19 protein-coding genes are annotated in these 21,222 nt (G+C 71.5%); 8 read left to right on the plus strand and 11 right to left on the minus strand.

Annotated features, from left to right (window positions below; all coding sequences use genetic code 11):
* From D7V80_RS19005 to D7V80_RS19030, 6 genes are all read right to left on the minus strand, one after another.
* A partial coding sequence (locus D7V80_RS19005; protein ID WP_199738752.1) for a DUF58 domain-containing protein occupies positions 1-352 on the minus strand: 352 nt, incomplete at its 3' end.
* 5 nt (positions 353-357) lie between these two features.
* On the minus strand, positions 358-1,872 hold the full coding sequence (locus D7V80_RS19010; RefSeq protein WP_120589501.1) for an ABC transporter permease: 1,515 nt from the start codon (positions 1,870-1,872) through the stop codon (positions 358-360).
* Positions 1,869-2,855 (minus strand): ABC transporter ATP-binding protein, encoded by a 987-nt coding sequence (locus D7V80_RS19015; RefSeq protein ID WP_120589502.1) that lies wholly within the window; start codon positions 2,853-2,855, stop codon positions 1,869-1,871. Before D7V80_RS19015 ends, D7V80_RS19010 begins: the two co-directional genes overlap by 4 nt.
* Positions 2,852-4,627, minus strand: a complete 1,776-nt coding sequence (locus D7V80_RS19020) for a hypothetical protein (protein ID WP_120589503.1) — start codon at positions 4,625-4,627, stop codon at positions 2,852-2,854. Before D7V80_RS19020 ends, D7V80_RS19015 begins: the two co-directional genes overlap by 4 nt.
* The gene (locus D7V80_RS19025) at positions 4,620-5,618 is read right to left on the minus strand and encodes a MoxR family ATPase (protein ID WP_014399862.1); all 999 of its coding nucleotides are present in this window, start codon (positions 5,616-5,618) and stop codon (positions 4,620-4,622) included. Before D7V80_RS19025 ends, D7V80_RS19020 begins: the two co-directional genes overlap by 8 nt.
* Before the next feature lie 19 nt (positions 5,619-5,637).
* Positions 5,638-7,176: a hypothetical protein gene (locus tag D7V80_RS19030; RefSeq protein ID WP_120589504.1), complete on the minus strand. Its 1,539-nt coding sequence runs from the start codon at positions 7,174-7,176 to the stop codon at positions 5,638-5,640.
* A 158-nt stretch (positions 7,177-7,334) separates the two neighbouring features.
* Here D7V80_RS19030 and D7V80_RS19035 point away from each other — a divergent pair, with 158 nt between their 5' ends.
* From D7V80_RS19035 to D7V80_RS19050, 4 genes are all read left to right on the plus strand, one after another.
* Positions 7,335-8,330, plus strand: a complete 996-nt coding sequence (locus tag D7V80_RS19035; RefSeq protein WP_120589505.1) for an aldo/keto reductase family protein — start codon at positions 7,335-7,337, stop codon at positions 8,328-8,330.
* Positions 8,331-8,544: 214 nt separating this feature from the next.
* Positions 8,545-9,237 carry a MotA/TolQ/ExbB proton channel family protein gene (locus D7V80_RS19040; protein WP_120589506.1) on the plus strand — a complete coding sequence of 231 codons (693 nt, stop codon included), beginning with the start codon at positions 8,545-8,547 and terminating at the stop codon, positions 9,235-9,237.
* Between the two features lie 3 nt (positions 9,238-9,240).
* The gene (locus D7V80_RS19045) at positions 9,241-9,678 is read left to right on the plus strand and encodes a biopolymer transporter ExbD (protein WP_120589507.1); all 438 of its coding nucleotides are present in this window, start codon (positions 9,241-9,243) and stop codon (positions 9,676-9,678) included.
* Positions 9,679-9,695: 17 nt separating this feature from the next.
* A complete protein-coding gene (locus D7V80_RS19050) occupies positions 9,696-10,490 on the plus strand; it encodes an energy transducer TonB (protein WP_120589508.1) in 795 nt (264 codons plus the stop codon).
* Between the two features lie 42 nt (positions 10,491-10,532).
* Here the strand turns inward: D7V80_RS19050 and D7V80_RS19055 are convergent, their stop codons facing one another.
* On the minus strand, positions 10,533-11,021 hold the full coding sequence (locus D7V80_RS19055; protein ID WP_120589509.1) for a MarR family winged helix-turn-helix transcriptional regulator: 489 nt from the start codon (positions 11,019-11,021) through the stop codon (positions 10,533-10,535).
* 202 nt (positions 11,022-11,223) lie between these two features.
* On the opposite strand from D7V80_RS19055, the gene D7V80_RS19060 reads away from it, so the two are divergent.
* On the plus strand, positions 11,224-12,621 hold the full coding sequence (locus D7V80_RS19060; protein ID WP_120589510.1) for a TolC family protein: 1,398 nt from the start codon (positions 11,224-11,226) through the stop codon (positions 12,619-12,621).
* A gap of 144 nt (positions 12,622-12,765) precedes the next feature.
* Positions 12,766-12,975 (plus strand): hypothetical protein, encoded by a 210-nt coding sequence (locus D7V80_RS19065; protein ID WP_120589511.1) that lies wholly within the window; start codon positions 12,766-12,768, stop codon positions 12,973-12,975.
* A 53-nt stretch (positions 12,976-13,028) separates the two neighbouring features.
* Here the strand turns inward: D7V80_RS19065 and D7V80_RS19070 are convergent, their stop codons facing one another.
* Entirely contained in the window at positions 13,029-14,078 is a 1,050-nt protein-coding gene (locus tag D7V80_RS19070) for a Rieske 2Fe-2S domain-containing protein (protein WP_120589512.1), read from the minus strand.
* A gap of 116 nt (positions 14,079-14,194) precedes the next feature.
* On the opposite strand from D7V80_RS19070, the gene D7V80_RS19075 reads away from it, so the two are divergent.
* Both D7V80_RS19075 and D7V80_RS19080 read left to right on the plus strand, forming a co-directional pair.
* Positions 14,195-15,037, plus strand: a complete 843-nt coding sequence (locus D7V80_RS19075; protein WP_120589530.1) for a DUF547 domain-containing protein — start codon at positions 14,195-14,197, stop codon at positions 15,035-15,037.
* Between the two features lie 61 nt (positions 15,038-15,098).
* Complete coding sequence (locus D7V80_RS19080; RefSeq protein ID WP_120589513.1) at positions 15,099-16,157, plus strand: YCF48-related protein; 1,059 nt, start codon at positions 15,099-15,101, stop codon at positions 16,155-16,157.
* 124 nt (positions 16,158-16,281) lie between these two features.
* On the opposite strand, the gene D7V80_RS19085 is transcribed toward D7V80_RS19080, so the two are convergent.
* From D7V80_RS19085 to D7V80_RS19095, 3 genes are all read right to left on the minus strand, one after another.
* On the minus strand, positions 16,282-17,214 hold the full coding sequence (locus D7V80_RS19085) for an ROK family protein (protein WP_120589514.1): 933 nt from the start codon (positions 17,212-17,214) through the stop codon (positions 16,282-16,284).
* Positions 17,215-17,268: 54 nt separating this feature from the next.
* Positions 17,269-18,639, minus strand: coding sequence for a phosphomannomutase/phosphoglucomutase (locus tag D7V80_RS19090; protein WP_120589515.1), 1,371 nt, complete (start codon positions 18,637-18,639; stop codon positions 17,269-17,271).
* 169 nt (positions 18,640-18,808) lie between these two features.
* On the minus strand, positions 18,809-21,190 hold the full coding sequence (locus D7V80_RS19095; RefSeq protein ID WP_158616665.1) for a serine/threonine-protein kinase: 2,382 nt from the start codon (positions 21,188-21,190) through the stop codon (positions 18,809-18,811).
* Positions 21,191-21,222: the final 32 nt, after the last annotated feature.

A 21,222-nucleotide genomic window follows, 5' to 3' on the forward strand; every position in this document is an offset into this window, starting at 1 on the left:
GCGCCAGCCCCTGCCGCCCGCCCACATCCACCGTCAGCAGCGCCACCTCCCGCGCCCCCGCCGCCTTGCGCGGCGACAGCCCCATGCTGCGCGAGCCATCCAGCACCACCTCCACGCGCGGCGACACCTCGTCCTGCCGCACGCGCAGAACCAGCTCTCCCGTGCGAGCCACCGCGTTCCAGTCCAGCTGCCGCAGGTCATCCCCCGGCTGGTACGCGCGGAAGTCGTGCAGCTCCATCGCGCTGCCCGCGGACGTGGCACGCACCTCGCCCACCCGTCCCCGCTGCGGCAGGCGCGGCAGCGCCAGGCTCAACCCCGGCGCCAGGCGCGCCACCTCTGCTTCATCCAACATCGCGCTCACTGCTGGTGGGCCTGCCGCTCGCGTGCAGCGAGCACCCGGTCCGCGGCGAACGCCGACAGGAACGCCACCAGCGCCACGCACAGGAGCAGCTCCGGCGGCAGCTTGAGGCCGCTGTAGTCGTCCTTGCCGAAGTTCAGCGTCCCCAATATCGGGTTGAGCAGGTTGAGCAACTCATCGCGTCCCTCCAGGTTCAGGAACACCGCCAGCAGCGGCGGCACGCCGGCCCCCAGGATTCCCACCAGGACGTAGAGCAACCGCACCGACACCGGCGACGCGAACCGCCCCGAGCGCGGCATCCGCCCCAACAGCAGCGCCACCGACAGGTACAGCACCCCATAGAGCGCCAGCGCCGCCTGCGACATCCCCATCCGCAGGCTGCTCGCCGACCCATCCGACAGCTCCAGCAGCCCCCCGCACCCCACCGCCCACCCCACGAGCAGCAGCACGGACAGCCGGAAGCCGCGCAGCGCCCCGGGCCTGAACAGCGTCCACGCCCGGGTGCCCGCGCGCAGCGGCCGCGACTGACCGTCCACGTCCGTCGCCACGAAGAGGGTGGCGAAGATGAGGTGCAGCCCTCCGAGGATGCCCATCACCCCGGGGATGTCGTCATCCCGGTCCATGAGCCACCACACCGCCGTCATCCCCAGGAACGTCAGGACCACCTGCACCACCAACGCCCGCCGGGGGTGGCGCGTGTAGTCCTCCGTCACGAGCGACAGCCGCGCCACCGCCGTCTCGAACACCAGCCACCCGTCCGACATGAGGAGCCAGAACGCCGCGCCCAGTCCCAGGAAGAAGTTCCGGTCGAACGAGAACCCGCTGCCACGCTCGTTCGTCACCACGAAGGTGAACGTCAGCGCCTGGAAGAACGTCACCACCAGCACGGCCACCAGCGCGAACCGCACCGCGGCCCGTCCCATCCGGCTGTCCGCCAGCGTCGCCGCGCACACCGACACGAGCGTGAGGAACACCAGCCACGCCCCGCCCAGCAGCAGCACCATCAGGATGGTGGGCAGGTCGATGCCGTTGAGGAAGTAGCTGAACAGCAGGAACGGCCCCACCGCCGACGCGTACAGCACCGCCTGCACCAGGAAGGACGCCACCTTGCCGCGCAGGATGCGCCGGGGCCCCAGCCCCGTGAGCAGGAGCAGCGACCACGTCTCGTCCTCGCGCTCGCGCGCCAGCGAACGGTACGCGTTGAAGGGGATGAGGCCGAAGTGCACCAGCGCCAGGCACACGAAGAAGGAGAAGAAGTACGACCGCCCCTCGCGCGTGTACGTGCTGTCGTGCGTGTTCGCGAACGCGATGAGCGACAGCACCAGGCACGCCGCGAGCAACAACCCGAAGCTCACCCAGAAGACGCGCGTGCGCAGCCCCTGCCGCACCTCCTTCACCACCAGCGGGTTGAGCCGGTCGCCCCACTTCTCCCAACGGTCGGACGCCTCGGCGGGGACACCGGGCGCGGGAGCGGACTCGGCCGCGCCCGACGCGGGACTCGCTTGCGTGCTCACGCCACCCTCCCCTTCGTCACCGTCATGAACGCGTCTTCCAGGTTGCGCTCGCGCGGGCTGAACGCGCACACCGGCAGCCCCTGCGACACCAGCGCCGCGAGCAGCGCCGCCGCGGCCGCTTCCGCCTGCGCCGGCCCCGCTTCCGCCTCCAGCTCCAAGCGCACGCGCAGCGCGCCGCCCTCGCGCGCCACGTCCTTCACGCGCGGCTGCTCCAGCAGCGTGCGCTCCGTGCGCGACCAGAGCGCCTCGGCCTCGTCGCCCTGCGCCGCCAGCCGCACCGTCAGCTCCATCCCGCGGGACGGGCCCGCGCTCTGGCGCAGCAGGTCCTCCACCTTGCCCTGGGCCAGCAGGCGCCCCTGCTCGATGATGACGCAGCTGTCGCAGATCTCCGCCAGCTCCGTGAGGATGTGGCTGGAGATGATGACCGCCTTGCCCTGATCCGCCAGCGCGCGCAGCAGCTCCCGCAGCTCGATGCGCGCGCGCGGATCCAACCCGTCCGCCGGTTCGTCCAACAGCAGCAGCCGCGGGTCATGGAGCAGCGTGCGCCCCAGGGCCACGCGCTGGCGCATGCCCTTGGACAGCTCCGTGGTGAGCTTGTGCGAGAGCGGCCCCAGCCCCGTGAACTCCATCACCGAGTCCACCCGCTGCTTGCGCTGCGCGCCCTTCAGTCCGTACGCGCGCGCGAAGAAGTCCAGGAACTCCCTCACGGTGACGTCGTCGTAGGTGCCGTAGCGGTCCGGCATGTAGCCCAGCAGCGGCCGGGCCCGGTCCGGCGCGTCCACCAGCGACGTGCCGTCCAGCAGCACCGTGCCCGCGGTGGGCACGTCCAGCGTGGCCAGGATGCGCAGCGTGGTGCTCTTGCCCGCGCCGTTGGGCCCGATGAAGCCCAGGATGCCGCCGGCCTCCAGCGTGAAAGACACGTCGTCCACCGCGCGCAGCGCCCCATAGTCGCGCCGCAGCCCCTTCACCTCCAGCAGGCTCATCGTCGTGCCTCCTCGACCTGACCGCGCACCACGTGCAGCGCGGCCTCCAGCTCCACGTCCAGCGCCGCCGTGGGCGTGAAGCCACGCCCGCCCAGCCTCGCCACGAACGTCCCGTCCTCCAGCTCCTGAATCAGGGGCGCCACCGCGTCCTGGAAGCGCATGCGTGGCTCGTGCTCCAGGCCCAGCAGGTCCACCTCCCCGGCCTCCGCCTCCTCCGGCGGGGCCAGCCCCTCCGCGCCGTCCGCCAGCTCCGGCAGGACATAGAGCTGGCCGTCCAGCTTCAACGTGCCGCCCTTCAGGGGAGCCCCCAGCGCGTTCTGCACCTGCACGCCGCCGTCGGTCTTGTGCGCCGTCAGCCGCGCGCGCGAGGGGACCACGGCGACCTCGCCCCACTCGCGGTAGCTGCGCGAGGGAAGGAAGCGGTTCTTCACCACCAGCCCGTTCGTCCAGTCCAGGAGGCGCGGCGGATCCTCCTGGCCCGTCGAGGACTCCGAGGCCAGCAGCACGCTGGAGGCGGGCATGCGCACGCTATCCTCCGCGAGGTTCGCGTACCAGGCGTTGAGGCCCACCGTCACCGCTCGGGACCGCTCGCGGTCCAGCAGCGTGAGGCTGTAGCGCGCGGCGTGCACGCTGAAGCCGTCCACCAGCACGGACCACGCCACCAGCCCCAGGCTCGTGAGGAGTGCCAGCGTGGGCACGGCGATGAGCACCGCCAGCGGCCCCTTGCGCCGGGCGAGCATCCACCCGCCGGGCCCCACCGCGAGCACGAAGAGGAAGATGAGCAGCATGAAGCGTCCCACGGGCGCGCGGGCGCTCGACAGCAGCGGCAGGCGCCCATCGTCCAGCATGTTGTTGCGCTCCCACCGGGGCGGCGGGCCCGCGGGCACCACCATGGCCGGAGACCGCACCGTGTCCTCCCAGAGGTTGAAGCCGCAGCCCGGGTTCTGCTTCCGGCAGTCGCGGAACTGGCGCACGAAGCCGAAGCCGTAGGGTGACAGCTCCGCCTTCTCATCCTGGAGCAGCGGGAAGCGCAGGCGCGGATTCGCGGGGGGCTGGTCGAGCACCAGCTTTCCGCCGGTCACGGCGAACGTCTCCAGCACCGCCCAGACGTCGTCGGGGACCTGGTCCGCCGGCACCGCCACCAGCACCGCGTCGTAGCCCGCGTAGGCCGCCAGCTCGCGCGGCGCGGTGCGCGGCTCCACGAAGCGCGTGGCGACGAGCGGCTCCATGTTCTCCTGTGCGCGGCTCAGGCCGGTCGCGGCCTCGAAGGCCTTCACGTCGCCCAGCACCATCACACGGGCGCCCCGGTAGCCATCCAGGTAGAAGCCCCGGGCCGCGGTGTCCATCCCGGGCGAGTCCAGGTTGAGGGTCCCCGACTGCAGGTCCGCGGGCATCAGCAGCCACGTGACGGTGCGCTCGCGGGGGCCCAGCTCCAGCGAGCGCTCCATGATGCGCCCCTGCGAGTGGATGGACAGACGCACCGGGCGAGGCTGGCCGCCGGTGTTGTGCACCGTCACCTGGATGGGCGTGTAGCCCCGGTTCGGCACGAGCGTGACGACGCGCATGGTGGCCTTGAGGTCACCCTCGGTGGGGAGGCTCTCCGTCGTCTCCACCACCTCGCGGTAGCCGCTGCCCTGGGGCTCCTTCTCATCCACCACCGCCGCCGGCGGAGAGGTCGCGAAGGCCGCCGTTCCTCCGGGGATGCCCGGCAGGCCCGTCCAGAGCAGGGCCCCCAGGAGCACGGCGAATGCCAGGGGCGCGCGGCTAGCCACGGGGCACCTCGGGCGTGGCCTTGAGCAGCTCGCGCACCACGTCCGGCGCGGACACCTTCTCCAGCGACGCCTCGTAGGCCAGCACCAGGCGGTGGTTGAGGGCGGCGGGCGCGGCGGCCACCACGTCATCGAAGCCCACGTTGGGCCGGCCCTCGAGCAGCGCGCGAGCACGGCCCGCGGCGGCCAGGGCCAGCGCCGCGCGAGGGCTCGCGCCGAAGCGCACGAAGCGGCGCACGGGCTCCGGAGCGGAAGGCTGACGTGGGTCGGACGCCTCCACCAGCCGGCCGATGAAGTCCGCCACCGGGCCGGGCAGGTGCACGCGGTCCACGGCGGCGAACAGGCGCGACAGCCCCTCCGCGTCCAGCACCGGCTCCTGCGCGGGAGGCGCGCCGCGCACGCGCGTGGTGAGCAGGGTGCGCAGCGTCCTGGCGCCCACGGGCGGCACGAGGATGCGGAAGAGGAAGCGGTCCAGCTGCGCCTCGGGCAGCGGGTACGTGCCTTCGAGCTCGATGGGGTTCTGCGTGGCGAGCACGAAGAAGGGGTCGGGCAGGGGCCGCGTCTGGCCCAGCACCGTCACGGACCGCTCCTGCATGGCCTCCAGCAGCGCGGACTGCGTCTTGGGGCTGGAGCGGTTGATTTCATCCGCGAGGACGAGGCTCGCGAAGAGGGGGCCTTCGCGGAAGACGAAGTCCCGGCGCGATTCGCCCTCCAGCACGTAGGTGCCGGTGATGTCGCCGGGCAGGAGGTCGGGGGTGAACTGGATGCGGCGGAAGGGCAGCGACAGCAGCCGCGCCAGGGCCTTGCACAGCTCCGTCTTGCCCAGGCCGGGCAGGCCCTCCAGGAGCACGTGGCCCCGGGCGAGCACCGCCGTCACGACCTGCTCGACGACCGTCTCCTGGTCGAGCATCACCTGGTTGAGCCCGGCCTTGAGCCGGGACGCCACGTCCGCCGCGCCCTGCGCTTCGGCGGGACTCAGAAGCTCCGCTGCCACGTCGTTTCCCCCTTCTGGACTACGGACCACCGAAGTACCGCTTCACCAGGTCGCGGTTGCGAGGCAGCAGCGGACCGGAGGTCGGTCCCGCCGTCGCATCGCCCTTCGCGCCCGTGCCCTTCGCGCTGGACGGCCCCGCCTGCCCCGTCCGGGACTGCGGATCCGCCGCGCGAAGGCCCCACAACTCTTCCGCTTCGCCGCCGTTGCCTTCCGGCAGCGGCTGGAACGCGAGCCGATTCGGATCCATCTCCGCCTCGCCGCCGAAGACGAGCGGTTGGCTCTCTCCGCCCCGGCTCACGCCCGCGCCTTCGCCCTTGCCCTGCCGCACGCCCCGGCTCGCGTGCTGACCTCCCTGCTCTCCCTCGCCGTCGCCCTCTTCCCCTTCGCCCTGCCCGTCCTGGCCCTGGCCCTGTCCCTTCTGGCCCTGGCCCTTCTGCCCCTGTCCGGACTGCTGCCGCCGGGTGGGACGCCGGGCCTGGGCGCCGCGGTTCCCTCGCGACGCGTTTTCCTCGCCGAAGCGCTGGGCCAGGGACTGCTGCCGGCGCTCCAGCGTGCGGCGCAGGTCGGAGATCTGATCCGGCGAACCGGAGGCCTGGGCGCGAGCGGAAGCGCGGGCCTGGGCCTCACGGTCCGACGGGTCGCCAGCGCCCTGCTGATCACCGCTGTTCTGTCCGTCCGCGCCCTGTCCCTGGGAGTTCCGCTCGGAGGCAGGAGCCTCCTGATCACCAGCGGCGGAGTCCTCGGCGCTCCCGTTGGCGCGAGCCTCGAGCGCCATCAACGCCTGCTCCAAGGACTCGCGCTCACGGGTGGCGGCCTCGGCCCCCCCAGCGGCGGCGAGCGCATCCTCCAGTTCAGCGGCGGCCTCGGAGGCGCGGTTGAGCTCGGCGGCGGCCTCGGAGGCGCGTTCAGCGAGCCGCTGCTCCAGGGCATCCGCGGCTTCCCAATCCGAGGAGTCGAAGCGGCCCTGCGCGACTTCTTCCGACAGCCGGCGCAGCTCCTCCTCGACGTCGGGGCCCAGGGGCTCCTCGCGAGCCAGGGCTTCAGCCTGCGCCTGCACGGCGGCGACCTGGGTCGCGGCGGCGGCGTTGATGTTCGAGGTGCGCAGGGCCGGCAGCGGAACGAGGAACCCCACGGCGAGGAACACGAGCGCGCCAAGAAGCGCGCCCACGGGCCGGCGCCAGGGAACCTCCGGAAGCTTCACCTGCTGGGCGAACTGGTTGAGGCTCAGCTCCCACTCGCCGACGGGGCGCTCCAGCCGCGTGAGCAACAGGCCGCCAGCGTTGGCGGAGCGATCCGCGAGCACCGCCGCGTACTCCAACGACACGCCGCGAGAACGGGCACGAACGAACCACCACGCCAGCCCCGCGATGACGAGCGGGGGCACGGCCCAGACGGCCAGGTCGCGCAGCAACAACCGAGACACCACACCAGCGGTGGCCATGGCCCAGACAGGAGCGATGCCCGCCCCAATCCAGGCGACCGCGTTGAGCCGCCGCTGCACGCGCCGGATGGGCGCGAGCACGAGAGACTGGAAGCGGCGTTCGTCACTGGCGGCCATGCGTGGAAGCCAGTGTCGGACACCCGGCCCACCGTTCACAAGCGACGCCCGGGAACGGTCGAATCCCGCCGTGGACGGTCGTCCGTCCGACTCCAGCTGTCGAGAAACCGCGAAACCCGAGCGGCCTCCCAAAGGCGGCGGTTAGTGTGCCGCCCCCTATGAACTTCCGATTCCTTGGCCGCAGCGGCCTGAAGGTCAGCGAGATTTCTTTCGGCAACTGGCTCACCCACGGCTCCCAGGTGGAGGAGGACGCCGCGGTCGCGTGCGTGAAGGCGGCGCTCGACACGGGCATCACCACCTTCGACACCGCTGACGTCTACGCCGGCACCAAGGCGGAGGCCGTGCTCGGCCGCGCCCTCAAGGGCCAGCGCCGTGAAGGCTACGAGCTGTTCACCAAGGTCTACTGGCCCACCGGCCCCGGCCAGAACGACCGCGGCCTGTCGCGCAAGCACATCATCGAGTCCATCCACGGCTCCCTGCGCCGCCTCCAGACGGACTACGTGGACCTCTACCAGGCCCACCGCTTCGACGCGGAGACGCCCCTGGAGGAGACCATGCTCGCGTTCGCGGACATCGTCCGCCAGGGCAAGGCCCTCTACATCGGCGTCTCCGAATGGACCGCCGAGCAGATCTCCGCCGGCGCGAAGCTGGCCCGTGAGCTGCGCGTGCCCTTCATCTCCAACCAGCCCCAGTACTCCATGCTCTGGCGGGTCATCGAGTCCAAGGTCATCCCCACCTCCGACGCCGAAGGCCTGGGCCAGATTGTCTGGTCCCCCATGGCCAAGGGCGTGCTCAGCGGCAAGTACCTCCCCGGCAAGCCCCCGCCCGCGGACACCCGCGCCGCCAACCAGCAGGGCGCGTCGTTCATGACCAACTTCATGACCGACGACGTGCTCACCCGCGTCCAGCAACTCAAGCCGCTGGCCCAGGAAGCGGGCCTGTCCATGGCGCAGCTGTCCGTCGCGTGGGTGCTCCAGAACAAGAGCGTCTCCTCCGCCATCATCGGCGCGTCCAAGCCGGAGCAGGTGCTCGACAACGTGAAGGCCACCGGCGTGAAGCTGGACGCGGAGCTCCTGCGCCGCATCGACACCATCCTCGGCCCCGTCGTGGAGCGCGACCCCGCGCAGACCACCAGCCCCAGCCGCAGACCCTGAAAGTCGACAGCCACCCGGAGGGGCAGGCACTCCAACGCCTGTCCCTCCCGGTGCCCGGCATATGACATCCGCGCCCTGGTTTCGCCGCGCCCGTCCGATGGCACGCGACAGCAGGGTGAACTCCACCCCGTTCCATTTGACTTTTGAGTCGGGGGGAACAAGAGACTGCGCCGCGCGTTAGAGCGGTCCCACTCTTGAACCGGGCATCTTCCACATGACGTCCTTCTTCCTCCTGGCCCAGGCGGCCCACCCCGAACTCGGATGGTTGAGCAGCAAGCTGCTCGGGGTGACGCTGGGCAGCGCCGAGTGGGTGCTCTGGCTGCTCGTGTCGCTGTCCATCCTCTCCATCGCGGTGATGCTGGAGCGCGCCGTCTACTTCTCGCGCCACCGGCTGCCCAACTCGGAGGCCCTGGCGGTGCGCCTGGCGCGCGGCGAGTTCGACGCCGTGGCCGGTGAGGTGAAGAACCAGAAGGGCATGGAGGCCGCCGTCATCCGCGAGGCCCTCGCCTCCGCGCCCCAGGGCCCCGACACCGTGGAGCAGGTCATCGCGTCCACCGTCGCCCGCGAGCGCCCCCAGTACGAGCGCGGCCTGTCCATCCTGGGCACGCTGGGCAACAACGCCCCGTTCATCGGGCTGTTCGGCACGGTGCTCGGCATCATCAAGGCCTTCAACGACCTGGGCGCCATGAATGCCAAGGGCGGCGCCATGCAGCAGACGGTGATGGCCGGCATCTCGGAGGCGCTCGTCGCCACCGCCGTGGGCCTCGCCGTCGCCATCCCCGCCGTGGTCGCCTTCAACATCTTCAACCGTCAGCTGAAGACGCTCACCAGCCGCACCACCGCCCTGGGCCACGCGCTCGTGGGCGCCATGAAGGCGCGCAAGCCGGGCGCCGCGGGAGGCAACTAGCCCATGGCCGGCGGCGCGAACGACAGCGACGAGGAAATCTCAGGCATCAACGTCACCCCGCTGGTGGACGTGGTGCTGGTGCTGCTCATCATCTTCATGGTGACGGCCAACTTCATCGTCCGCGAGACGGTGGAGGTGGACCTGCCCCGCGCCGCCAACGGCGGTGAGACGGTGCAGGGCCTGGTGAACGTCGTCCTCGACAAGGAGGGCAAGCTCTACTTCGACGGCGCGGAGGTGACGGAAGCGGACCTGTCCCGCCGCGTGACGGAGGCCGTGGCCAAGGACAAGGACACGCGCGCCATCATCAGCGCGGACCAGACGCTCGCCTACGGCCGCGTGATGCGCCTCATCGACGTGGTGAAGGGCCAGGGCATCGCGAAGTTCGCTCTCAACATCGAGAAGGACGCCGCCCCCGCCCGGGCCGCGCCCGCCACGCCCTGACACGAGGCTGAGCGACGATGAGCCAGGCGGTCCTCGACCCCTCTTCCCTGCCCCAGCGCGACCGCTCCACGCGGTTCCTGCTGGTGTTCGTCCTCGTGTCGCTCGCGCTGCACGGGGTGGGCTTCGGGCTTCTCTCCACCCTGGAGGGCCGCAAGCTCCCGGCCAGCCAGAAGCCGGTGGAGATGGTCATGGTGGAGGTGCAGAAGCCGCCGCCCCCGCCGCCGCCGGAGGAGAAGCCGGAGGAGCCCAAGCCGCCGCCGCCCCCGAAGGTGAAGGTGAAGCCGCCGCCCATCAAGGTCGCGGAGGCGCCCAAGCCTCCGCCGCCGACGGAGGCCCCGCCGCCGCCCAACGACACGCCGCCGCCGGAGCCGTCCGCCAAGCCGCCGCCGTTGGTGGTGGGCATGACCATGTCGTCCACCACCAGCGCGGGCTCCTTCGCCGCGCCCGTGGGCAACACCGCCTACGGCAAGGCCAACGGCCCCGCGAAGGCGCCGCAGGACGTGAAGGGCTACTCCGCGCCGAAGTACGTGCCCGTGTACCAGGTGGACTCGGAGCCTTCCGTCGCGTCCGAGGTGAAGATTCCCTACCCGGACGAGGCGCGCCGCGCGGGCATCGAGGGCACCGTCACGCTGTCCATCGCCATCGACGCGGAGGGCAAGGTGAGCAACGTGAAGGTCATCTCCGGGCCCGGCTACGGCCTGAACGAGGCCGCGCGCGACGCCATCCGCCGCTTCCGCTTCAAGCCCGCCATCAAGGGCGGTGAGCCGGTGGCCACGGAGATGAAGTACTCGTACACCTTCCTGCTGGACTGACAGTGGCGCCCCGGAGTCTTCCGGCCCGGGGCAGCCCGTCACCTACTGCGTTTTGAGCGCGCGGCGCATGATGTCGCGCAGCGCGGCCAGGTCCTCGTCCGGCATCGCGGCGATGAGGGGCGGCGGCGCGCTCAGCCGCGCCATCAGCCGGCCGCGCAGCTCCGCGCCAGCCTCCGTCAGCACCAGCATCTTCACGCGGCGGTCCTGCTCGCTGCTCTTGCGCTCCACCAGCCCGCGCGCCTCCAGCCGGTCCACCAGCCCCGTCACGTTGGACGCGTCACAGGACAGGTAGTTGGCGAGCGTGCTCATCGCGAGCGCTCCCTCGCCCAGCTGCCTCAATACGTGCGCTTGCACGGGAGACAGGTCGAACTCCGCCGCCAGGGCGGGGAAGTTGCGCATGTGCGTGTGCAGCAGCTCGAAGAGGAGCGTCCACGCCTGCTCTGACAACCCACTCCCGCCTTCCGACAGGTCGGTGGTGGTCGCCCGCTGGCGCATCACCTGCTCGCTAGGACCGTCGCTGAAGCCATTCATAGTGAATTTACGTTAATTCATCGGACACACATAAACAATTGACATCATCAATCATTGACCGGTACTACATTCCGCATATTCCAACATCCGACAGTGCGGATTACTTCAACGTCGCGCCAAGGTCGGGTAGAGGACGCAACGCAGTCGTCCATCGGACGGATCCGCCTCGCGCTCCCGCGGGTCGGTGAGGAGGTCGAGCGGTATGAGTACCTTTCTGGCGCTGTCCCTGTCGGCCACACTGGCCGCGGCGCCCGTACTGACGCTGGATGAGGCACTGGAGTCCGCCCGCCAGCAGAACCTCGATTTGAAGGTCGCCCAGGAGCGCTTCGAGCAGGCCTCGCTCGCGACGCGCAGGGCCTGGGCGGGCTACCTGCCCACCATCACCGCCGGGGCGTCCATCACGCGCAACAACGTGGCGGCCATCATCCCCGCGGGCCCCATCGCCCCGGTGGACATCACCATCCAGCCGCTCATCCAGCAGGGCGCGCAGATCGAGGCGCGGCAGGCCATCATCGCGCCGCAGCTGTGGGCGGGCATCGCGGCCTCCTACAAGTCCGTGCAGTTGGCGGAGCTGAACACGCAGACGGCGCGCCGGCAGGTGCTCTTCGGCGTGGCGCAGGCGTACTACGGCGCCGCGGCGCAGCAGGAAGCCCTGCGCGCCCAGGAGCGGCTGCTGGAGCTGAACCAGGCGCGGGAGAAGGACACCCAGGCCCGGTTCGACGCGGGCACGGTGACGCGCGTGGCGCTGCTTCGCGCCCAGCTGGACCGCTCGCGCGCGGAGCAGGACCTGGTGCGCGCGAAGAACGCGCTCGCGGGCCTGAAGCTGGCGCTGGGCACGCTCATCCAGCGCGAGCCGGACTTCGACCTGGCCCCGCCGCCGGAGCCGACGGTGCCCGCGCAGGCGTCGCCGGACGACCTGGTCAACCAGGCCATCCAGGAGCGCTCGGACGTGCAGGCCGCGGAAGTGGGCCTGAAGCTCAGTCGCATCAACAAGACGGGCGTCATCCTGAGCTACCTGCCCACGCTGGGCGTGACGGGCGCCTACCGCATCGCGAACGCGGCGGGCTTCACCGGCCAGAACGAGACCTGGGCCATCACCTTCGGCGCCAGCTGGACGCTGTTCGACGGCGGCCTGCGTGAGGCGAACCTCTCCGAGGCGTCGTCGCGCGTGCGCGAGGCCACCGTCACCCAGGCGCTGGCGCAGGCCCGCGTGAAGGAAGAGGTGCGGCGCTCCAAGCTGGACCTGGAGAACGCGCTGGCCAACCGCTCCAAGGCCGAGGAGGCCCTGGAGCTGGCGCGCGAGTCCAACCGCCTGACGGACGTGAGCTTCAAGGCAGGCGTCGCCACCTACCTGGAGGTCGCGGACGCCAACACCGCGCTCACCAACGCGGAGGTGGGCTTCGTGTCCGAGCGCCTCCAGGCGTCGCTCGCCGCGCTGCGCCTGCTCAACTCGCTGGGCTCCTTCGAGTCCGGTTCGGTGAAGAAGGACGCGGCAGCCCTGGGTGCGCAGCCCGGCGGCGGCGCGCCGCAGTCGCAGCCGGCCCAGCCGCAGCCTGCCCAGGAGCAGCCGGCTCCGCAGCAGCCCGCGCCCCAGCAGTAGGCGCGGTGTGACGTGGAATTCCCGGCGCCCGCCTTGGGGCGCCGGGTCCCCTGCCCTCCCGGGCGGGAAGCAGGTGCTTCGTTGTGGGGGTCCGTCACCGGCCCCACCCTCCTCTGTAGGACCCGTTTCCACGAGGAGGGAACCATGGCGGATGCATCCTGGGGCAACTGCAAGAACTGTCGGTTCTTCGCGGGCAACAGCGACGAGCCGAGCGACGACGCGACGCAGAGCTGCAACCAGCCGGAGCTCAAGCAGTTCGCGCTCGTGGTCTCCGGCGACAGCGGCTGCAACGCCTACGAGGCGCGCACCGGCGAGATGATGCCCACCTACGAAGAGCCCGCGCCCATGCACTGAGGCCCGGCTCACGTGCCCCACCGGTCCTCGCGATGCGACGGAGCGCCTGCCGCTCAGGTGCCCGTGGCGTCACGGACCTGGGGCAGCGCCGGCCCAGGCTCGTGCGCCTCGTGCGCGTAGTAGATGCGCTCCATGAGCTTGCGCTGGTGCACGAGCGGCTTGTCGTACTTGTCCAGCCGCATGCCCTTGTGGCTGTAGGGCGTGTCCGCCACGGTGGGGATGAAGCGTGCGTCGTCGCGCACCTCCCACCAGGTGAGGCCCAGCGCGGCCTTCGCCGCCGCCGGCAGCAGGGGCCTCAGCGCGGGCACCGTCGTGCGCAGGAACGAGAAGACATGCAGGCGCGTGGTGCGCGCCGTCTCCGGCACGAAGAAGATGTGCGCCTGCGTGATGAAGGGACGCGGCGCTCCCGAGGGCTGGACCCAGCTGACGGTGTAGACGCTGCGCACCGGGTCGAAGCGCGTCACCCAGTCATTGCGGAAGAAGTCCCCCTTGCCCACCGCGAGCAGGCGCATGATGGGCGCGGGCCGCTGCGGGGCGCGGTAGTGCACCTCCGTGTGGTCCTCGTGGTTGTGCGCCTCGAACTGCACCTCGCCCGCCTGCGCGCCGCTCCACCCCAGCCGGGTGTGGACGAAGGGCGTGTGCTCGTCCTCGCTGAAGTTGTCGAGCGCCACGTGCAGCGGCGCCTCGAACAGCGTGGAGAACGTCCCACCGAAGACGTAGTCCCCGCCGGAGAGCTCCGGCATCGCGGACTCGGGCGTGTCCGCGCGCGCGAGCCAGAGGTAGCCGTGGCGCTCCACCACCTGGAAGCTCTTCGCCTCGCAGTGGCGCAGCTCCGGCTGGCTGGGGTTGGTGCCGTGGCCTCGCGCGTCGAAGCGCCAGCCATGGTACGGGCACTGGAGCTGCCCCTCCTTCGTCACGATGCCCTTCGACAGCGGCGCGAAGCGGTGCGGACATGCGTCCGACAGCGCCGCGGCCTTCCCGGCGGCATCCCGGAAGAGCGCGTAGGCGTGGCCCGCCAGCTCCACGCGGACGGGCTGGCGGCGGAGCTGGCGGGAGGGGAGCACCGGATGGAAATGCCTGACGACGTCGGGGGTAGGCTCCATGGCACGCGCAGTATAGCGGTCTGTCGCTGCGGACCCAGGTGGGTGGCATAGACTGCCCGGCCGTGAATGCTCCCGCCCCTCCCCGCCGCCGCATGCATTGGTTCGCTGTGGGAACCATGGCCGTGCTGGTGGCGCTCGCCGCGGGAGCGTGGCTGTATGTGCGCGGCGCACTGCCGGCGCCAGTGCCCCCGGCGGCCGGGCCCTTCGGCTACACGGACTACGCGCAGGCGCTGAACCATGTGCGCCCCAGCGGGGACCTGGACTTCGTGGGCCTGAAGCGCGACCGCGCGGCGCTGGAGCGCTTCGTCGCGTCGCTCGCGGCGGTGTCGCCACACCGGACGCCGGAGCTCTTCCCGTCGCCCGAGGACGGGCTGTCGTATTGGATCAACGCGTACAACGCGCTGGTGCTCCTGCAGCTCGTGGAGCGCTACCCGGAGGGCGTGGCGTCGGCCTGGTTCGGCCGCTTCTACTGGGGCCGCACGTGGCCCGTGGGCGGCGAGCGGCTGACGCTGTACGCCCTGGAGCAGCGCATCCTCCTGGGCGAGTACGCCGACCCGCGCGTGCACTTCGCCCTCTTCCGGGGGACGCGCGGCGGGCCCCGGCTGGACGGCGCGCCCTATCAGCCGGAGTTCCTGGACGCCCAGCTCAACGACGCCAGCCGCCGGTATGTCGGGGACGCGCGGAACGTGAAGCTGGAGGACAAGACCGTGCGGCTGGCGCACCTGTTCGAGGAGCGGAAGCAGGACTTCCTCGCCGCGCTGCCAGAGGGCCGGGGCGGCAACGTGCTCCAGTTCGTCTGGGCCTTCCTGCCGGACACCTGCGAGGAGCGCCCGGGCTGCGACACCCGCGGCGACCTGGACCGCGCCTGCGGTCCCGACCTGGACAGGTGCCGCATCGCCTTCGTGCCCGAGGACACCTCGCTGCCCGACGCCGCGAGCACCGCCGAGCAGCGGCGCTGACACAGCCCCATCTCGGCTAGCGTCCCTCCATCGCGGACGAACACGCGGGAGGCGCCGGGACATGACGATGGGAGCGGTGTGGCTGGCGACGTGGCTGGCCCTGGGGAGCGCGGACATGAAGTGGGAGCCGCAGGCGAGCGGCACGACGGTGCGGCTTCGCGGCGTGAGCGCGGTGGACGGCCGCGTCGCATGGGCCAGCGGCGACAAGGGCACCGTCGTGCGCACCACGGATGGCGGCAAGACGTGGACGCGGGCCCCCGTGCCGGACGCGGAGGGCTTGGACTTCCGCGACGTGGATGCCTTCAGCGACCGCACCGCCTACGTGCTGTCCATTGGCGCCGGTGACAAGTCGCGCATCTACAAGACGACGGACGGCGGTGCGCACTGGACGCTCCAGTTCACCAACACCGTGCCCGGGGCCTTCTTCAACGGGATGGCCTTCTGGGACGAACAGCACGGCATCGCGTTCAGCGACCCGGTGGACAGGCACTTCGTCGTCATCACCACGGAGGACGGCGGCGCGACGTGGAAGCCCGTGCCGCAAGGGGCACTTCCGGCAGCGCTCGAGGGTGAAGCGGGCTTCGCGGCCAGCGGCACGAGCATCGCGGTGTACGGCAAGTCCCATGTCTGGTTCGGACTGGGGGGCTCCCTCGCGCGCGTGCTGCACTCGGCGGACCGGGGGAAGAGCTGGAGCATCGCGCCCACACCGCTGGCCACGGGGGAAGGCGCGGGCGTGTTCTCGCTCTACTTCTGGAGCCCCATGGCGGGCATTGCCGTAGGCGGCAACTACAAGCAGCCGGAGGTGGCCACCGGCAACGCGGCGCTCACGCTGGACGCGGGCAAGCGCAAGTGGACCGTGCCGGAGAAGGCGCCTGGGGGCTACCGCTCCTGCGTGGCCCCGCTCACGCGCGAGAAGAAGATGTGGCTCGTCGCCGTGGGGCCCACGGGTTCGGACGTGTCGAAGGACGCGGGCAGGACGTGGGAACCGCTGGACCCCACCGGCTTCCACGCCGTGTCCACGCCGCCCCGCAAGCAGGACACGGCCTGGGCCGTGGGTGAGGAGGGGCGCATCGCGAAGCTCGTCTTCGCGAGCGCGGCGCCAGCGCCGAAGCAGCCGTAGCGCTCCGGCGTCCTTCCCACCGCGGAACAGCCATGCGTTGCGCGAGCCGCATCGCATGGCAGCGGCCTTCGCGCCGCGAGCACTGCATGGCGCGGGAGAGCAGGCTCCGCCCGCGCCAGGTGCTTCACTTCACCAGCAGCGCCGCGCCGATGATGCCGCTGTCGTCGCCCAGCTCCGCGTCGGCGATGAGCAGGCCTTCGCGCGACACGCGGGACGCCCACTGCTGCACCCCGTCCAGCACCAGCCGCTTGATGCCCGGGCAGTGCGTCAGCACGCCGCCGCCCAGCACCAGGCGCGACGGGTTGAGCACCGTCACGTAGTTGGCCACCGCGACCGCCAGGAATTGCGCCGCGCGGTCGTGGATCTCCTTGGCCTTCGCGTCCCCCGCCTCCGCCGCCGTCTCCAGCGTCACCGGGGTGATGGAGTACGGGTCGTCCTGGGTCAGCTGCTCCAGCACGCGCGAGCCGCCGGACGCCAGCAGCTCCTTCGTCTGCGCGATGAGGTTGTGGCCGCCCGCGTACGCCTCCAGGCAGCCGTGCTCACCGCAGCCGCACAGCCGGCCGCCGGGCACCACCTTGATGTGGCCCAGCTCGCCCGCCACGCCGCCGCCGCCCTGCACCAGCCGCCCGCCCGCGATGATGGCGCTGCCCACGCCGGAGCCCACGAACACCACCAGGATGTCCTGGGCACCGCGACCCGCGCCCGCGTGCAGCTCGCCCCACGCCGCCGCGGACAGGTCGTTCACCACCTTCACGTCGAAGCCCAGCCGCTTCGTCAACATCGCCGCCAGGGGCACGTCGCGCCAGCCCAGGTTGGGCGCCACGGAGATGACGCCCGTGTCCTTGTGGATCTGCCCCGCCGCGCCCACGCCGCAGCCGTCCACCTTCACGCCGGACGACTTCACCGCCTCTTCCGCCGCCTGGGCGATGGTCTCCACCACGCCCTGCGGCCTGCGGTCCTGCACCGCGACCTTGGCGCTCGCGAGGATTTCACCCTTCCCGTCCACCACCGCGGCCCGGGCGAACGTCCCGCCCAGGTCGATTCCCAGCGTCGGCATGTCCAGCTCCCTCCCTTACGTGCGTGCGTGTGCTTCGCGTGGAGCGTCAGCGGCTCAGGCGCCGACTTCCTTCTGCGCCTGGGCGACCGTCTTCTCGATGAGCGCCTGGATCTCCTTCACGCGGGCCTCCGTGCTGGCCTCGTAGCGCAGCACCAGGATGGGCTGCGTGTTCGACGCGCGGATGAGCCCCCAGCCGTCCGGGAACGTCACGCGCACGCCGTCCACGTCCACCACCTTGTGGCCCGCGTCGCGCAAAATCTCCGTGGCGCGCTTCACCATGGCGAACTTCTTCTCCTCGGTCGTGTCGAAGCGCAGCTCGGGGCTGGCGAAGGTCTTCGGCACGTCGGAGAGCAGCTGCGACATGGACTGCTTCTCCTGCGTGAGAATCTCCAGCAGGCGCGCGGACGCGTACACCGCGTCGTCGAAGCCGAAGTAGCGGTGCTTGAAGAAGATGTGGCCGCTCATCTCGCCGGCCAGCTCCGCGTGCTCCTCCTTCATCTTCGACTTGATGAGGGAGTGGCCCGCCTTCCACATGATGGGCTTGCCGCCGTGCTTCGCGATGTCGTCGTACATCGTGTAGCTGCACTTCACCTCGCCGATGATGGCCGCGCCCGGGGCCTCCTTCAGCACGTAGCGGCTGAAGAGCACCATCAGCTGATCCCCCCAGAGCACGTTGCCCTGGTCGTCGATGACGCCGATGCGGTCGCTGTCGCCGTCGTAGGCGATGCCCACCTCCGCCTTGACCTCCTTCACCTTCTTGATGAGGTCCTGGAGGTTCTCCACCACCGTGGGGTCCGGGTGGTGGTTGGGGAAGTCCGCGTCCATCTCGCAGAACAGGGGCACCACGTCGAAGCCCATGCTCTCGAACAGGGGCACCGCGATGGCGCCGCCCGTGCCGTTGCCCGCGTCGATGACGATCTTCATCCCCTTGCGGCCCACCTTCACCGTCTGGCGGATGAAGTGGTTGTAGGGCGTGATGATGTCGTAGGGCGTGACCTTGCCGGGCTTGTCGGAGGTCGCGAAGTCCTTCGCCTCGATGAGGCGGCGCAGCTCCTTGATTTCGGGGCCGTGGAAGGTCGTCTTGCCGGCGCCAATCTTGAAGCCGTTGAACTCCTTCGGGTTGTGGCTGCCGGTGATCATCGCCAGGCCGTCCACGGGCAGCGTGTTCGCCGCGAAGTAGGTCAGCGGCGTCGGCACCACGCCCACGTCGTAGACGTCCAGGCCGGTGGCGGTGAGGCCCTTCGCGAGCGCGTCGCGGAAGCGCGTGGAGGACTCGCGGCAGTCGCGGCCCACCACGATGGAGGTGCCGCCCTTGCGGCGGATCATGGTGCCCAGGCCCAGGCCCAGGAGCTCCACCACCTCGATGGTGAGGTCCTTGTCCACCAGACCTCGGATGTCGTACTCGCGGAAGATGTGCGCGTTCATGGCAGTGTCCCCACCCTCGACAGGAACCGGGAGGGCGTAACGGAAGGCGTCGGACACTACACGAGCGGGCCCGGGGGCTGCACACGCCCGAACGAGCCCGGCTGACTGTTGAACGCCCGCCCCTCCAGGGAGGGCGGAACCTACCCCCGGCGGGGGCTGATGGCCCCCATCAGGCCATGGCCCCAGGGGCCTGGGCCCCCGCGCCGGCCCCGGCGCCCACGGGCACCCGCCGCAGCAGTGATTGGTAGTGCTTCAGCCAGGACGTGTTCAGCGGGTCCAGCTTGAGGGCCTCCGCGTAGCGCTCCAGCGCTGCCGGGACGGCCCGTTGGACCTCCAACGCATGCCCCTGGGTGAAGAGGGCGCGGGCCTTCTTCTCCACCTCCGGCCGGGCGGCCAGGAAGGCGCTGCGCAGGGCCTCCATGGTGGGCTCCGGGACGCCCGCGGCCACGCAGCGGGCCAATCCGCCCAGGTTGCCCCGGGTGGCGTCGTAGCCCACGCGGGAGAGCGGATCGCCGAGCATCCGCTGCGCGGCCAGCACGCGCACGCGCAGGGCGTCCAGGGACTGGCGCTGGCCGGTGGGCAGCGGGCGGTGCTGGAACGCGACCAGGCGGCGCAGGGCGGCCTGGGCGCGGCGGTGGATGTCGCCGAAGTCGGCGTCGTGCTTCGCGCCCAGCAGCGTGTAGGGGTCCCGGGCGACGGCCTCCGCGCGGGACAGCATGCGGGCAAGCTCCGCGTCGGGCGCGGGCTCCGCGTCCTCCATGAGGGCGCGGGAGAGCAGCCGGCCCAGCGCGGGGAACTCGTCGGAGAAGTGGACGAAGACGCCCGCGGGCACGTTCCAGGTGCGCGCCTCGTCGAAGGTGACGTGGCGAACGACGTCGCAGGCGCCCAGCGCCGTCTCGCCCCGGAAGGACACCTCCACCGTCAGCCGCGCGGCGAGCGGAGGCAGTGAGCCCTGGCACTCGGCGAAGAGGCCCTCGGGGGCGACGTCGCTCACGGAGACGGGCTGGAGGACCTCGCCCGGCGTGAGGCCCAGGCGCACGCGCAGGTCCGTGGGCGCGTCCGTGCGGGGCGCGGAGGCCTCCAGCGGCGGCACGGGGTTCACCAGCGGAATGGGCGCGGCCTCATGGACGACGTCCACCAGCGGAATGGGCGGAGGCGACGGAATGGACACGGGCTCCAGCGAGGGCGCCAGGGTCATGAACGGGATGGCCGCGGCGCCCAGCGTGGACGTGGGGTTCACCGCGGCCTGCGCCGTGACGTCCAGGGGCGAGGCCGGATCCACCAGCAGGATGGGCGCGCCAGCCTGGAGGGAGTTCGGCTCGACGATGCCGAGCTTCATCGTCTTGGCCGGCGCGAGGGACACGGCCTGCGGCTCCGGCTCGGCGTCCCCCAGCAGCGCCACGGCGGAAGTCCAGAACGCGGCCACCTCCGAGCGCATGGCCCCCTCACCGGAGCGGGCGTTGGACGGCGCGCCATCCGCCGCGCGCAGCGCCGCATCCTCCACGGACGTGGCGGCCATGCCCCACTCGGGCACGTCCTCCACGATGTCGAAGTCGTCCGCCGCGTCGTGCTGCTCGGCAGTCCCTTCCGCCGTGGCGACCACCTCCACGTCGGCCACATCCTCGGGAGCATCCGCGGACGCGTTGCGCACCGGCGCCTTCAGGCCCAGCGCCTCCGCGAGCGCGACGCGGAAGGCCCACGCGCTGTCGAACCGCTCCTCCGGCTTCGCGGCCAGCGCGCGCATCAGCACGGTGGACAGCGCGGGCGGCACGCTCGCGTTGATGGCGTGCGGCGGGAACAGCGTCACATCCGCGGAGCGCCCCAGCCCGAACGGCAGCCGGCCCGTCACCAGCAGGTAGCCCGCCACGCCCATCGCATGCACATCCGCGCGAGGGCTCCGGTTCATCCCCACGCACTGCTCGGGCGCCATGAACGTGGGCGAGCCCACCGTCACGCCCTGCGCGCGCTCCTCCTGCGACAGCGCCGCCTCCCGCACCGCGCCCGCGCCGAAGTCGCGCACCCGCACGCGCCGCTCGCCCTTCGCGTCGCGCGTGACGAACATCGAATCCAGCGTGAGGTCCCCGTGCACCAGCCCCCGCGCGTGCGCCGCCTCCAGCCCCGCGAGCGCCTGATCCAACACCTCGCCCACCTCGACCGGCGACAGCGGCAGGGGCAGCGCGCTCAGCGACTCGCCCTCCGGCGCCTCCTGCAGCACGCAGGGCAGCCCTTGCGGACCGGGGCGCACGTCCAGCACGCGCGCCACGTGGCGGTGCACGACGTTGCGCTGCGCCAGCGCCTCCGCGATGAAACGAGCGCGCACGGCGGGACGGGCCGCCAGGTGCGCGTGCAGCACCTTCACGGAGAAGCGGTGCCCGGTGGGCACGTACTCCGCCAGGTACACCGACGCCACCGCCCCCACCTCCAGCCGGCGCTTCAGGAGCAGCGGCCCGTGCCGCTGACCCTCCAGCGAATCCCCCGGCACCGGAGGCCGGGCAGCGACGGAGCACGCCTCCCCCTCCCGGTGTTCGCCCACGCAGCGCTTGCAGCCCATCGCCATCCCCGCCTGTCGCCCCGGAAATGGGG

Origin of the sequence: Corallococcus sp. CA054B, assembly GCF_003611625.1 — a bacterium.
Lineage (GTDB): Bacteria > Myxococcota > Myxococcia > Myxococcales > Myxococcaceae > Corallococcus > Corallococcus coralloides.